Raw genomic sequence first — 13,718 nt, forward strand, 5'->3', positions numbered from 1 at the left:
TTTAAATAGTTTGCCCGAGATACTGACCACTCAATGCCCGAATGTTAGTATCTCTCTCCTGGGTGTGATGTTCCCAAAACATCACACCCTTTCTTTTTGTTTTTCATAGTTTTCTATTAACTGAGATGAAGCAGTGCTTTTATTTTGTCCAGGGTACAGAGACCGTAAATTCTAGTGTTTTTCCTTCCTGAGTGACAATGCTGATCAGGGATTGCCCAGGTCTAAGGGCGACAACTGCATCATCGCTGTAGCGACTATATTTGTGGCTATGTACAAATATCCCAATTTGAGAACCCAAGTCTCTAACGAAGATCTCTCCACTCCTTTTGACGATTTCAAAATGTTGATCTGCAAAGCTACTCAGTTCCGGAAGAGGGAGGAAGTACCCACTTTTTGACTGGCGAGCTTCCTCAAATCCAGCACCTAAGTTACCTATTTTAAAAGGAAAATCTTCGACCTTGATGGGAAGGTTAAAGTAGGGGGCCATTTCTGGAGAACTGCTTGTGATGGTGACGCAGTTTAAAGGGGCTTCCGTTGAGGCATCTTCAAGTGGGCTGCCTTTTGGTGTCTCGCTATAGAAACTTTTTAAGCGCGCAGAGAGTGTGTGAACCACAAAACGAACAAGGGGGTCGCTTAGGCTTTTTCTAAAAGTGTCTGCTTTGATGAAAATGACTTTTGTTGGCTTTGCAACCTTCGCAGTGACAGACCTGTTTACATTGTCAATCACACTGGTCTCACCCATGAGTTCGCCGTCAATAAGACTTGCGATCCGTGAGGATTTTCCGAGCTCATCCAAATGCCAAAGGTCAATGCGACCTTCTAATATGATGTACACACCGTGGCTGGGCTCACCTTGTTCAAAGATTATTTGCCCTGTCCGGTAAAAAATTTCTTCGCCTTCATTTAAATTCATTATAATCCTTTCGCATGCCTCGAATAGGGATAGCGTATTTTTTTACGGAGGGACTTGATTGCTATCAAGTTTATAGCCCAGCAGTTTTTTTGGCGACTCTCAAAATATTCTTGAGCATATCTTCGGTTATGCGTCCTGTATTCACATTATAGCGAGAGCAATGATAACTATCGATTAAAATAAAAGGTTGGTTGGGCAGATTGTGAATGGCACCATGCTCAAAGCGAAAGTCTCCTAATTTATAGTCATAAGCTTTAAGGATCGTCTCATGCGCGATGCGGCCGAGGGCGACCAAGACCCTTAACTTTGGTAGCTGTCTCAGCCTTGCGTGTAAGAAAGGGCGGCAATTTGAAATTTCCTCTGGCGTGGGCTTATTCTGAGGAGGAACACAACGTACCGCATTGGTGATGATTACATGATTGAGGGTGAAGCCATCATCTATGCGATTGTCGAAACTAGCATTCGAGAGGCCTTCTGATTCTAAACATTTAAAAAGCAGAGTGCCTGATTGGTCCCCTGTAAACGGTCGACCTGTGCGGTTTGCACCGTGTAAACCTGGCGCTAAGCCAATGATTGCTAGGCGTGCATCCAAGTCGCCGAATGACCCTGTTGCCTTATTGAAATAATCTGGAAATGCTTTTTTATTTTCACGACGAAAGGCAACAAGCCGTTTACACCGCAAGCATCCTGCGCGCGGTTCCCCTTGTTTTGAGTGAGAATGATCCCAAACTTGCTTGGCTTGATTAACTATAATTCTTTGTCGCTTTTGAGTTGTTCAATTTTATTATGGAGGTGTACCATATCTATAAATTGATCGGATTGGCGTCTGAGTTCATCAGCAATCATGGAAGGCTGTGTGCTGTTTGAGCTAATCACTGTGACCCGAACACCTTTTCGCTGGATTGCTTCTATTAATCGGCGGAAGTCTCCGTCGCCGGAAAAGAGGACGATGTGATCAATGGTTTCGCTTATATTCATCATATCAACGGCGATTTCAATATCCATGTTGCCTTTGATTTTTCGGCGTCCATGTTCGTCGGTGAATTCTTTCACGGGCTTTGTTATAAGAGTAAAGCCATTATAGTCTAGCCAATCGATAAGGGGCCGAAGGGGGGAATATTCAGCATCCTCTAAGATGGCAGTGTAATAGAAAGCTCTCACCAATCGGCTTCTCTTTGCGAAAAAGGCTCGGAGGCTTTTGTAATCAATTTCCATATCTAGCGCACGTGCCGTTGCGTATAGATTGGCGCCATCAATGAAAAGCGCAACTTTTTCTTGAGGATAGAAAAGCATAATAAATCCAGTCTTAAAAAATAAATAGTTTCATATATCTCACCTAGTAAAATAGTGTGAAAGGCAAGAGGGAGTCTATACAAATTTTGGGAGTTCCTATAAAAACATCCTTATGTAGTGAAAATGCAAGGACTTAACGTATATATGATAAACGATAGTATGATTATTATTGGATTGGGTGGCAATTTGTCCTACGAGGGGGCACGCCCCGAGATCACACTAAACCGTTCGATTGAGTGGCTTTCTTTACAAGATATAAAAGTTCTTGAATGGTCACCCTTCTATATCTCGCGACCTGTCCCACCCTCTGGTCAGCCTGATTTTGTCAATGCTGCCCTTCAAATTGTTACAGATATGAGCGCTGCAGAGCTTTTGGAAGTCCTTCATCAGTGTGAAACAAAGTTCGGAAGAAAGCGCTCTGATCGCTGGGAGGCCAGAAGCCTTGATCTGGATTTATTGGTTTTTAAAGGACAAATTCTACCCTCCCTTGATGCGTGGAATTCTATCGTAGAAAATCCAGACCCTTCCGCTTTTACAAATGATGTAATGGTGCCGCATCCGAGATTGCATAAGCGTTCTTTTGCCTTGACGCCGCTTCTTGATTTATGGCCTGACTTTCATCACCCAATATTAGGGGTGTCAGGAAGAGATCTTCTGAATGAAATTAAAGATCAGCCTATCGAGCTGCTTGATCAGAAATGATTATGAAAATACTGGCTTTACAGCTTTGTTTAACCACTGTATAAGCCGATTAATTGTGCGCCTGATAAGGCTGAATAAAAAATAAGGTGAACCAATATGGCACGTGTAACCGTTGAAGACTGCGTAGATAAAGTCACAAACCGCTTTGAACTCGTTCTTGATGCTGCAAAAAGGTCGCGTCAAATTTCGAGCGGCGCTCCTCTTCTTGTTGATCGTGATAACGATAAAAACGCTGTTGTTTCTCTTCGTGAAATTGCTGATGAACTTGTTGAGCCAGAAAAGCTTAAAGAGTCTATCGTGCATGACATGCGTAAAGTTGTAGAAAAAGAAGAGCAAGAAGAAGTTGATATGTCTATTCTTATGGCTGGTATGGACGCCGACCAAGAATAGTCTTTATCTTGCAAAAGATAGGGATGTATATCGCTTAACAAACCCGGTTTTATCACCGGGTTTTTCTGTTTTTATTTCTCAGGTCTATTATATTATAATAAGCCTGAATTTTGTATGATTTGTGTTTGATGTAAGGATAAATATCTGTGATCCGCCAGTATGAACTTGTTGAACTTGTTAGTGCCTATGATCCCAATGTGGATGAAGCTCTTTTGAATAGAGCTTATGTATTCGCCATGCAGGCTCATAGAAATCAAACAAGACGGTCAGGGGATCCCTATTTTTCTCATCCCCTAGAAGTCGCAGAAATTTTAACAACAATGAAGCTTGATTGCGATACAATCGCGACGGCTTTATTGCATGATGTTGTTGAAGATACAGCAGCGACAATAGAAGAGATTAGAGAGCTTTTCGGGGATAAAGTTGGTGAACTTGTCGACGGGGTAACAAAACTTTCAACTCTTGAGATGCAAACTAAGGATCAAAAGCAAGCCGAAAATTTCCGAAAATTCGTTCTGGCGATGTCCAATGATATTCGCGTTTTAATGATTAAACTGGCTGACCGTCTTCATAACATGCGTACCCTGCATTATTTTGACGATCGTCCTGATAAGCAAGAACGTATATCCCGCGAAACTTTAGATATTTATGCGCCTCTAGCTGAGAGAATAGGCATGAATGAGCTCAGTGATGAGCTGCAAAATATATCCTTTCAATATATCGACCCTGAGGCGATGAAGTCCATTACGACGCGACTTGATTATTTGGTACGTCAAAGTCCAACTCTTGAGGAAGATATTCGAAAAGAAATTGAAGACCATATGAATAGAAATGGGATTATGTGTACAGTTTCTAGTCGTGCCAAAAGGCCTTATTCAATCTGGAGAAAGATGGAAAAGCAAAATATATCCTTTGAACAGCTAGCAGACGTTCTTGCTTTCCGTGTTATTGTCGATGATGTGGAGGCCTGCTATAAAGCATTAGGCTATGTTCATATGGAATGGCCTATGGTGCCGGGGCGGTTCAAAGATTATATTTCCACCCCAAAACGAAATTTTTATCGTTCTATTCATACAGCTGTTATTGGGCCGTTTAATCGCCGCGCTGAAATTCAAATTAGAACTGAATTCATGCATAAAGAAGCTGAGTACGGCGTTGCTGCGCACTGGGCATACAAGCAAGACAGTGATCTCATGGAAGGCATGAACTATCGTTGGGTTAGAGAGCTGTTGGAAATTCTAGACAATGCCTCTCATCCTCAAGAATTCCTTGAGCATACCAAGCTTGATCTCTATCAAGATAAAGTTTTTTGTTTCTCACCAAAGGGGGAATTGGTTTCTATGCCGCGAGGCGCAACGCCTGTGGATTTTGCATATGCTGTTCATACTGAGATCGGTGACCACTGTGTAGGAGCGAAAGTCAATGGCCGAATGGTGCCTCTGCGATATGAATTGAATAATGGAGATCAGGTAGAAATACAAGTATCGAAAGGACAAGCGCCTTCTTCTCGATGGGAAAGTTTTGTCATTACCGGAAAGGCGAGAGCCTCTATTCGGAGACATCTGCGAAATAAGGAGCGTAAAGACTATATGGCTCTTGGCCGGTCTCTGATCGAAAAAGCTTGTATCCGTGGCAAGCTAGATTTTTCTGAAGTTGCTATGCGCGAAGCAAACAAAGTCCTAAACATAGATACCATTGAAGAAATGTATACGCTTGTTGGGCAAGGAACATTGCAAGAAGATGAAATTCTTAGTTCTGCCTATCCAGGGTATAAGCGTGATGCGAGAAAACAGCATTTACCGGATGTCCATTCAGAATGGGAAAAACAGAGCGAAAGCAGTATTCAAATTGGCGGGGGCAGTGAATTAGGGGGATCTATTCACTTTGCAGAATGTTGCTGTCCAGTTAAAGGCGATAGAATTGTAGGGGTGAGACTTCCTAAGCTTGGTGTAGAAATTCATAGACTGAACTGTAAAGCCCTGAATGATTACGAAGAAAATAGTGACATTTGGCTTGAGACCAATTGGAATGAGGATGATGAGGATAATGCTTATTATCTTGGGCGTCTTCTTCTTTCGGTAGTGAATGAAATTGGGGCTCTAGCAACCATTGCAGCTGATGTGGCAAAAAGAGGTGCGAACCTCTCGAATGTGATGATCACAGATCGAGATCCTGAGTTCGTTACCATGGTCATCGATGTGGAAGTTAAAGATGCTAAACACCTCACGGATGTCACCCGCGCCTTAAGGGTAAGTGCTGTATTAAGTAGTGTTGATAGAATATAAAAAGAATGGAACTGAAGATGAATACTGAAGACGTATTGAATGAATTTCGTGATGCTGGCGCTTTGTTAGAAGGCCACTTTAAATTATCAAGTGGGAAGCATAGCTCCGTTTATTGTCAATGTGCTTTGGTGCTTAAAGATACGTGGCGTGCCATGAAATTATCCGCAGCTTTTGTTGAAAAATTAAAGGCAACGGGTGTGGACGTTGATATGGTTGTTTCTCCTGCCATGGGCGGCGTTGTCATTGGCTATGAAGTGGCAAGAACACTAGGGATTCCTGGTGTCTTCACGGAAAGAGTTGAGGGTCAGTTGGAATTAAGACGCGGCTTTGAAATTCCCCGAGGGGCTAAAATACTGATGATGGAAGACATCATTACCACAGGCCTTTCTTCGCGAGAATGTATTGAATCTATCGAGGCGGCAGGTGGCCATGTTGTAGCAGCTGGCTGTCTGATTAACAGAAGCGGTGGTCGTGCTGAGGTTGGTGTTCCAATTACGGCTCTTGCCACAATTGATGCACCTATTTTCGATCCATCAGAAGTGCCTGATGAATTAAAAAATATTCCTGCAGTAAAGCCAGGTTCACGAGGTCTTAATAAATAACCTATGGTGATCGTCAGGCAATAACTATGAGTTAAAGAGTAAATGCTGTTTAAAAGAAAAAATAAATTATCCAAGTGGAAATCGTTCCTACGATATGTTTGGCCCGAGGCAGGGTTCAAGCGAGCAAACACGTACCTTTTTTATAGATTGGTTCGCTTGCCAGGGAGTACACATAGTATCGCAGCAGGTGTTGCAAGCGGGGCAGCTGTTTCCTGGACGCCTCTTTGGGGCTTGCATTTCATCTTAGCAGCAGCCTTAGCCTATGTATTACGCGGTAATATCATTGCCTCCGCTTTTGGGACAGCTGTCGGTAATCCTTGGACTTTTCCAGCGATTTGTGCCTTAAACTATCAAATTGGTTTAGAAATATTGTCTTTATATGGCATGACAAACTGGCCTGCATTTAGTATGGAGGCCGTATTAGAGGCACCCGGTGATTTTTTTATGCCTTTAATGGTTGGCGGTGTCCCGTCAGGTATCATGATTTGGTTTTTATTTTATGGTGTAATGAAGTTAGTTCTTGAAACGCATATGGAAAAGAGAGCTGAGCGAAAAGCACTGAAAGAAAAGCAACGGAACGATCAGGATTAATTTATGTCTCGAAAACTCAGATTAGGTGTCAATATCGATCATGTAGCTACCGTGCGCAATGCGCGAGGTATTGATCATCCGCATCCTGTGAGAGCAGCTGAAATTGCTCAAGCCGCTGGAGCAGATGGTATTACAGCTCATTTACGAGAAGATCGCAGGCATATCCGCGACGATGATATAGAACGCTTGATGGAGATCCTCACAGTGCCGCTCAATCTTGAGATGGCAGCGACAGAGGAAATGCTAAAAATTGCTCTTAGGCATAAGCCTCATGCAGTTTGCATCGTACCTGAAAAACGAGAAGAATTAACCACCGAAGGGGGCTTGGATGTTGTGGGGCAGGTCGCACGCTTGCACCCCTATGTACAACAATTGAAGGCCAATGGCAGTCGAGTAAGCCTCTTTATTGATCCCGATAAAAAACAGATTGATGCAGCAGTAGAGTTGGATGCGCCGGTTGTGGAATTGCATACTGGCTCTTATTGTGACTTAACAGGGGATGCTCGGGCAAAAGAACTTGATAAAATTCAAGAAGCGTCCGCATATGGGCATTCTTTAGGGATTGAAGTTCATGCAGGGCATGGACTTTCGTATGAAACTGTAACTGATATTGCTGCAATTCCAGAATTGATGGAGTTAAATATTGGACATTTCCTTATTGGTGAGGCAATTTTTATCGGGTTGGATAAGTCTATAAAAGAGATGCGAAGATACATGGATGAAGCAAGAGCAAGTTCATGGTAAATCAGATTGGTACATATAAATTTTCCGATCCAAAACTGTTGGAAGAGGCATTGTCCCATCCATCTCTTGCGGGTAAGTTAAATTATCAGCGTTTAGAGTTTCTTGGGGATCGTGTTCTTGGCTTAGTTACGGCCGAGCAACTTTTTATGACTTTTCCCAATGAAGCAGAAGGTAAGTTGAATAACCGTTTTGTGTCGCTTGTTAGAAAAGAAACATTGGCTGAAATCGCTGAAGAATCTGGTATTGTAAAAATGATTACTATGTCACATGGGGCAGAAGGAGAAGGGACGCGTAGCAAAAGTGCAGTTCAATCTGACGTCTGCGAAGCTGTGATTGGTGCTATTTATCTGGACGGTGGTTTAAACCCTGCAAGAGATTTTGTACTTAAATACATTAAGCCGCGCATGACACAAGCAGCTTGTGCTTCAAAGGATGATAAAACAATTTTACAGGAATGGGCACAAGCACGGGGGCTTGCCTTACCTGAGTATACAGAAGTGGGTCGATCAGGGCCCGATCACAGCCCCGTTTTCGAGATTATAGTATCCGTAACAGGATACGGTGAAGCTAAGGCTACTGGCACCAGTAAAAGAGATGCGCAACAGGCCGCTGCCAAAGCTTTATTACAAACATTAGAAAGTCAAAAATAATGGTCGACGTTCAGGATATGCGTTGTGGTTTTGTTGCTCTTATAGGAGCACCAAACGCAGGAAAATCCACATTACTCAATGCTTTAGTTGGTATGAAGATTGCGATAGTAACCCATAAAGTTCAAACAACAAGAACGCAATTGCGTGGCATTGCCATTCATGAAAATAGTCAGCTGATTTTTGTTGATACACCAGGTATTTTCAAGCCAAAAAGACGGTTGGATCGCGCCATGGTCAGTGCGGCATGGCAGGGTGCTGATGATGCAGAAATTATCGCTCTTCTCGTAGATGCTCGCAAAGGTCTGTCAGAAGATGTTGAACGCATCATTGAAGGGTTAGAAGAGAGTGGGAAGAAAGCTATACTGATCCTGAATAAAATTGATCTTATCAAGCGGGATAGCTTGCTAGCTCTTTCTACGAAATGTAATGAATATGATGTATTCACAGAGACATTTATGATTTCTGCTTTAAATTCTGATGGTGTTACAGATCTTAAGTCTCATCTAGCCTCTGCTGCCCAAAAAGGTCCGTGGATGTATCCAGAAGATGATCTTTCTGATGTAACCATGCGTGTGCTGGCTGCTGAGGTTACCCGTGAAAAAATCTATTTGCGCCTCCATGATGAAATTCCTTATGCCATTACAGTTGAAACAGAAAAATGGAAAGAACTGAAGGATGGTTCTGTCCGCATCGAGCAGGTGGTCCACGTAACTCGGGACTCGCATAAACAAATCGTTATTGGTAAAGGCGGGTCTATGCTTAAGAAACTGGGTTCCATGGCACGCGAAGAGCTTGAAGAAACCATGGGTCGACGGGTACATCTCTTCTTGCATGTTCGGGTGACTGAGAAATGGCAAGATGATAAAACAATGTATCAAGATATGGGGCTTGACTGGGTAGAATAATGGATTGGATCGATGAGGGTATCGTGCTCAATGTGAGCAAACACGGTGAGAATGATGCCCTTTTAGAGTGTATGACGTCGGCCCATGGGCGCCATCGTGGTTTCGTTAAATCAGGCATGTCAAAGCGACAGAAAGCTATTCTTCAACCCGGAAATCTTCTGAAATTGAGCTGGCGGTCTCGCATTGAAGAAAACCTAGGCCATTTTCGGGTCGATCCAATACATAGCCCTCTGGGGGGCATCTTATCTAATCGTGCTACTTTAAACTGTCTCTCAGCTATTGTTTCTGTTTATGGGTCAACATTGCCAGAGCGAGAGACTCATCCTGAGCTATATCTTGCCCTTCAAGCTTATATTAACCTGTTGGAAGAGGAAGGGCATGGCTTGGCGATTTTAGGAGCTGGTATCGTCAAGCTGGAGGCAGGGATTCTTTCAGCCTTAGGGTATGGCCTTAATCTTGAAGAATGTGCTGCGACAGGGGTGAAAGATGACTTAATTTACGTCTCTCCTAAGTCTGCACAGGCAGTTTCAAAAGCAGCTGGAGACCCATACAAGGCAAAAATGTTACCTTTGCCAACTTTTCTACTGGAAAATCCTGCAAATCCTATTACACATAAAGAAACGCTAAATGGATTGACTCTCACGGGCTATTTTTTAGACCGCTATATATGGGCAGTTTATAAAAAAGGGCAACCATCAGCGCGGGAAAGAGTTATTCATCAGCTTGGACAGCAGATGCGAGAGAATAAGACCGTTGGGGAAGGGCAAACATGACGGAAAAACCTGACTTTAGTGAAAAAATTATCGATGAAAGTTTCTCTGATGCGCTGAGTGAGCGCTATTTGGCTTATGCTTTGTCGACGATTATGTCGCGCTCCTTACCCGATGTTAGAGATGGCCTTAAGCCTGTCCACCGTCGACTTTTGTATGCTATGCGGCTATTGAAGCTGGACCCAAAAACAGGCTATAAGAAATGTGCCCGCGTTGTCGGCGATGTGATTGGTAAGTATCACCCTCATGGGGATCAATCTGTTTATGATGCGATGGTGCGTTTGGCACAGCATTTCTCTGTGCGCTATACCATGGTGGATGGCCAAGGGAACTTCGGAAATATTGACGGTGATAACGCAGCAGCCATGCGATATACAGAGGCACGCTTAACAGCTGCTGCCACGGCCCTCATGGACGGACTAGATGAAGATGCTGTTGATTTTCAAGAAACCTATGACGGTGAAGATAGTGAACCTCTTGTTTTTCCTGGCGCTTTTCCGAATTTATTAGCAAACGGCGCTACAGGTATTGCGGTTGGAATGGCGACATCAATTCCCCCTCATAATGTGGGAGAATTAATTGACGGCCTTCAATTGCTAATCGATGTGCGCCGTGATCCGAGTAAAAATTGCTCCAACAAAATGTTGATGCGTCGTATTCCTGGCCCCGATTTTCCGACAGGCGGCATTATCGTAGAGAATGAAGAAACTATTCTTAAGGCCTATGAGACTGGGAAAGGGTCAATGCGCGTTCGGGCACGATGGGAAATCGAAGACTTGGGACGGGCTCAATATAATATCGTTATTACTGAAATTCCATACATGGTTCAAAAATCTAAGCTCATTGAGAAGATTGCTGAACTCATAAACGACAAGAAATTACCAATTTTAGCGGATGTAAGGGACGAATCTTCAGATGATATTCGGATTGTCCTTGAACCTAAAAATAGAAATGTAGAATCGAAAGTATTGATGGAAAGTCTGTTTAAGATGACAGACTTGGAAAATCGTTTCAGCTTAAATATGAATGTGGTCACACGAGATCACACTCCGCAGGTTCTCTCGCTAAAGGATACTCTGGAACATTTCCTTGATCATCAGGTGGATGTTCTCATTCGGCGTACAAATCACCGGTTAGATAAGATTAATAGACGCCTTGAATTGCTTGAAGGCTATTTGATTGCTTATCTCAATCTGGATGAAGTCATTAGGATTATTCGGGAAGAAGATGATGCGAAGCTAAGCTTGATGCAGACCTTTAATCTAACTGATAATCAAGCCGAAGCTATTTTAAACATGCGTCTTCGAGCTCTTAGAAAACTAGAAGAAATCGAGATCCAAAATGAGCATAACAAGCTCTCTGAAGAGAAGGGCGGGCTTGAAGCCCTCCTTGCAAGTACAGACCTTCAGTGGATTGCCATTGGGGATAATTTAGCCAAAACTAAAGAAATTTTTGGTCCTGAGACTGAAGTTGGAAAACGGCGCACAAGCTTTGCTGAGGCGCCGACCATTGAAGTCATGCCTATTGAAGCAATGATCGAAAAGGAACCCATTACAGTTGTTTGTTCTAAGCGTGGCTGGGTAAGGGCTATCAAAGGGCACACTAAAGCTGAGGAAGTCTTAAAATACAAGGATGGCGATGAAGAGCGTTTCCGTTTCCATGCCTATACAACTGATAAAATATTTATGTTTGCTTCTTCTGGGAAAATGTTCACTCTTGGTGGGGATAAATTGCCAGGCGGGCGCGGTCACGGCGAGCCTATTCGGTTAATGGTGGATATGGATGCAAGTGATGAGATCGCCGCTTTGTTCCCTCATGTTTCTGGGGCAAAAATGTTTGTTGCATCGAGCATAGGTAAAGGGTTTATCACTGATATGGATGCTGCCATCGCAATGAAGAAGGGCGGCAAGCAGTTAATGAATTTACCAGGAGAAGCTGTAGCTACGCACTGTCATCTTATTGAAGCAGGGCATGATAGTGTTGCCATCATTGGAGAAAATCGTAAATTGCTTGTTTTTGGACTTGATGAAGTTTCAGAGCTAGGACGCGGGCAGGGTGTCGCATTGCAAAAGTATAAACAAGGGGGTATGTCCGATATTATGCTCTTCAAATATGAAGATGGACTTACCTGGGAAATGGGAGGCGATTCTGGGCGTATGCGGACGGAAACTGACCTTGCCCCCTGGAAAGGGAGACGCGCTACTCAGGGCCGTTTGCCACCTATGGGTTTCCCAAGGAATAATAAATTTTCTTAATCAGAAATTGACTTAATCATTTTCATAAAGACTGTAGGAAGACCTGCAGTCTTTATGTCTTTTATACGGACCCATTCCCCATTTTCAATATTAATTTTATTGGTGAGAGATGTTTTGTAAATATCTGTAATTAAATGAAAATGTGTGAATGTATGCTTTGAGGTTTCTCCTGCTTTTATAAAAGACCCTCTGCCGGGACTATAGGTCAGTGACTCGCCTAGGTCTGGGAGAGTATCTCTTTCGACCCACGGCGTGTGGGGGAGGCCGAGCATCCCTCCAAGCATGGCTGAATCATCACGTCTGACTAAGAGTATTTGATCTTCATATCGTAGAATAAAAGCTAGGCTGCGACGGGTTGGTTTTGTTTTTTTTGCTGGCTTTCTCGGGAAGGTTTCTGCATCGCCATTTGCAAATGCTGAGCATTTTGTTTGAATTGGGCAGAGAAGACATTTGGGCTTCTTAGGGCTGCAAATGGTAGCCCCCAAATCCATCATGGCCTGGGCAAAATCGCCAGGCCTATCTTTTGGCGTTAGGCTAAGCGTTTCTGCCTTAATTTCTTTCTTGGCCTGCGGGAGGAGAGTTTCAATCCGATGCAGCCTTGTTATAAAGCGTTCTACATTGCCATCGACTACAGGTGCTTTACTTTCTCCAAAAGCGATGGCGGCTATGGCCGCTGCAGTATAATCTCCAATGCCTGGCAGTTTTACTAATTCTTGATAAGTTGTAGGAAACTGACCCTGATAGTCAATTGCGACCATTTGGGCGCACTTATGTAGGTTTCTGGCACGTGCGTAATAGCCTAGACCTGCCCATTCTGCGAGGACATCTTCTTGAACGGCACTTGCAAGATCCATAACTGTCGGCCAGCGTTTTAGAAATTTATCGAAATAGCCTTTTACTGTGGCAACAGTCGTTTGCTGGAGCATAATTTCGCTCATCCAAACTTTATAAGGGTCTTGTGTTGTCGGGGGTTCAGCACGCCACGGCAATGTTCTTTTTTCTTGATCATACCAAGCTAGTAATTTTTTCGTTATGGAAGTCACGCTGAAAACCCTTGTACTCCGATCGCACTCGTCGCATACTTGGAGCAAATAGATAGGTAAGTCAATGGCAGCAAAGTCTAAAAAAGCAATAGTGGGAAATAAGCGCTCGTTTCGTAGGCAAACGGCAGGCACGCTTGCACGGGCTCTGACAGATAAAGCCATAAGACAAAAAGGCTTTATGAAGGCAGAACTTATTACAAAATGGCCACTGATCGTTGGGCGCGAGTTTGCAGACTCTGTTATGCCTGTCTCTCTAAAATTTCCTCCAGGAAAGCGACGAGGGGCTACATTAGAAGTGAGGACACAGTCAGCTTTCGCCCCAATTCTTCAGCAATCACAATCCCGAATTCTAAATAAATTGAACATTTATTTTGGGTATAGCGCAATAGAGAAGATCTCTATAAAACAGGGGGCGATGCCCCAAAAGAAAACACGACTAGAAAGACAAGTTAAGCCACTTAATCATCAAGAAACACAAATAATTGATCAGATTACAAACGGTCATGATGAAAGTGATCTTGGCAAGGCGGTAAAAAGCATGCTAACCACTGTATTCTCAACCAAAAAATTTTAGA

The 13,718-nt window shown here is 43.3% G+C and carries 14 protein-coding genes and 1 pseudogene; 11 read left to right on the plus strand and 4 right to left on the minus strand.

The window, feature by feature from the left end; all coding sequences use genetic code 11:
- Window positions 1-139 precede the first annotated feature (139 nt).
- The 3 genes from QGN29_RS10480 to QGN29_RS10490 all read right to left on the minus strand — a co-directional run bounded on the left by QGN29_RS10480 (window position 140) and on the right by QGN29_RS10490 (window position 2,206).
- A complete protein-coding gene (locus QGN29_RS10480) occupies window positions 140-913 on the minus strand; it encodes a cyclic nucleotide-binding domain-containing protein (protein ID WP_310797807.1) in 774 nt (257 codons plus the stop codon).
- Window positions 914-983: 70 nt separating this feature from the next.
- Window positions 984-1,595 (minus strand): uracil-DNA glycosylase, encoded by a 612-nt coding sequence (locus tag QGN29_RS10485; RefSeq protein WP_310797808.1) that lies wholly within the window; start codon window positions 1,593-1,595, stop codon window positions 984-986.
- Between the two features lie 65 nt (window positions 1,596-1,660).
- Window positions 1,661-2,206, minus strand: coding sequence for a LabA-like NYN domain-containing protein (locus QGN29_RS10490; protein WP_310797809.1), 546 nt, complete (start codon window positions 2,204-2,206; stop codon window positions 1,661-1,663).
- Window positions 2,207-2,350: 144 nt separating this feature from the next.
- On the opposite strand from QGN29_RS10490, the gene folK reads away from it, so the two are divergent.
- The 10 genes and pseudogenes from folK (at window position 2,351) to parC (ending at window position 12,100) form a co-directional block, all read left to right on the plus strand.
- Complete coding sequence (gene folK / locus QGN29_RS10495; protein WP_310797810.1) at window positions 2,351-2,908, plus strand: 2-amino-4-hydroxy-6-hydroxymethyldihydropteridine diphosphokinase; 558 nt, start codon at window positions 2,351-2,353, stop codon at window positions 2,906-2,908.
- A 96-nt stretch (window positions 2,909-3,004) separates the two neighbouring features.
- Window positions 3,005-3,289: pseudogene (gene rpoZ, locus QGN29_RS10500) on the plus strand (DNA-directed RNA polymerase subunit omega); the annotation flags it as partial.
- Window positions 3,290-3,444: 155 nt separating this feature from the next.
- Window positions 3,445-5,583 carry a RelA/SpoT family protein gene (locus tag QGN29_RS10505; protein ID WP_310797812.1) on the plus strand — a complete coding sequence of 713 codons (2,139 nt, stop codon included), beginning with the start codon at window positions 3,445-3,447 and terminating at the stop codon, window positions 5,581-5,583.
- Window positions 5,584-5,600: 17 nt separating this feature from the next.
- Entirely contained in the window at window positions 5,601-6,185 is a 585-nt protein-coding gene (gene pyrE / locus QGN29_RS10510; RefSeq protein ID WP_310797813.1) for an orotate phosphoribosyltransferase, read from the plus strand.
- 156 nt (window positions 6,186-6,341) lie between these two features.
- Complete coding sequence (locus QGN29_RS10515) at window positions 6,342-6,776, plus strand: DUF2062 domain-containing protein (RefSeq protein ID WP_375164602.1); 435 nt, start codon at window positions 6,342-6,344, stop codon at window positions 6,774-6,776.
- Window positions 6,777-6,779: 3 nt separating this feature from the next.
- Window positions 6,780-7,520 carry a pyridoxine 5'-phosphate synthase gene (locus tag QGN29_RS10520; protein WP_310797815.1) on the plus strand — a complete coding sequence of 247 codons (741 nt, stop codon included), beginning with the start codon at window positions 6,780-6,782 and terminating at the stop codon, window positions 7,518-7,520.
- Complete coding sequence (gene rnc, locus QGN29_RS10525; protein WP_310797816.1) at window positions 7,514-8,170, plus strand: ribonuclease III; 657 nt, start codon at window positions 7,514-7,516, stop codon at window positions 8,168-8,170. Before QGN29_RS10520 ends, rnc begins: the two co-directional genes overlap by 7 nt.
- Window positions 8,170-9,075, plus strand: coding sequence for a GTPase Era (era, locus tag QGN29_RS10530; RefSeq protein WP_310797817.1), 906 nt, complete (start codon window positions 8,170-8,172; stop codon window positions 9,073-9,075). Before rnc ends, era begins: the two co-directional genes overlap by 1 nt.
- The gene (gene recO, locus QGN29_RS10535) at window positions 9,075-9,848 is read left to right on the plus strand and encodes a DNA repair protein RecO (protein WP_310797818.1); all 774 of its coding nucleotides are present in this window, start codon (window positions 9,075-9,077) and stop codon (window positions 9,846-9,848) included. The genes era and recO overlap by 1 nt, the downstream gene beginning before the upstream one ends.
- Window positions 9,845-12,100, plus strand: a complete 2,256-nt coding sequence (parC, locus tag QGN29_RS10540) for a DNA topoisomerase IV subunit A (protein WP_310797819.1) — start codon at window positions 9,845-9,847, stop codon at window positions 12,098-12,100. The genes recO and parC overlap by 4 nt, the downstream gene beginning before the upstream one ends.
- Here the strand turns inward: parC and mutY are convergent.
- A complete protein-coding gene (gene mutY / locus QGN29_RS10545; protein WP_310797820.1) occupies window positions 12,097-13,143 on the minus strand; it encodes an A/G-specific adenine glycosylase in 1,047 nt (348 codons plus the stop codon). The genes parC and mutY overlap by 4 nt on opposite strands.
- Before the next feature lie 64 nt (window positions 13,144-13,207).
- On the opposite strand from mutY, the gene QGN29_RS10550 reads away from it, so the two are divergent.
- Complete coding sequence (locus QGN29_RS10550) at window positions 13,208-13,717, plus strand: DUF721 domain-containing protein (RefSeq protein WP_310797821.1); 510 nt, start codon at window positions 13,208-13,210, stop codon at window positions 13,715-13,717.
- Window position 13,718: the final 1 nt, after the last annotated feature.

Origin of the sequence: Temperatibacter marinus (genome assembly GCF_031598375.1) — a bacterium.
GTDB classification, from domain to species: Bacteria; Pseudomonadota; Alphaproteobacteria; order Sphingomonadales; family Kordiimonadaceae; genus Temperatibacter; species Temperatibacter marinus.

Bases quoted from the DNA above. Each gene is read 5' to 3' on its own strand.
- QGN29_RS10480 (WP_310797807.1), bottom strand. From the start codon at position 913: ATGAATTTAAATGAAGGCGAAGAAATTTTTTACCGGACAGGGCAAATA.
- QGN29_RS10490 (WP_310797809.1), bottom strand. From the start codon at position 2,206: ATGCTTTTCTATCCTCAAGAAAAAGTTGCGCTTTTCATTGATGGCGCC.
- folK (WP_310797810.1), top strand. From the start codon at position 2,351: ATGATAAACGATAGTATGATTATTATTGGATTGGGTGGCAATTTGTCC.
- parC (WP_310797819.1), top strand. From the start codon at position 9,845: ATGACGGAAAAACCTGACTTTAGTGAAAAAATTATCGATGAAAGTTTC.
- rnc (WP_310797816.1), top strand. From the start codon at position 7,514: ATGGTAAATCAGATTGGTACATATAAATTTTCCGATCCAAAACTGTTG.
- era (WP_310797817.1), top strand. From the start codon at position 8,170: ATGGTCGACGTTCAGGATATGCGTTGTGGTTTTGTTGCTCTTATAGGA.
- pyrE (WP_310797813.1), top strand. From the start codon at position 5,601: ATGAATACTGAAGACGTATTGAATGAATTTCGTGATGCTGGCGCTTTG.
- recO (WP_310797818.1), top strand. From the start codon at position 9,075: ATGGATTGGATCGATGAGGGTATCGTGCTCAATGTGAGCAAACACGGT.
- QGN29_RS10550 (WP_310797821.1), top strand. From the start codon at position 13,208: ATGGCAGCAAAGTCTAAAAAAGCAATAGTGGGAAATAAGCGCTCGTTT.
- QGN29_RS10520 (WP_310797815.1), top strand. From the start codon at position 6,780: ATGTCTCGAAAACTCAGATTAGGTGTCAATATCGATCATGTAGCTACC.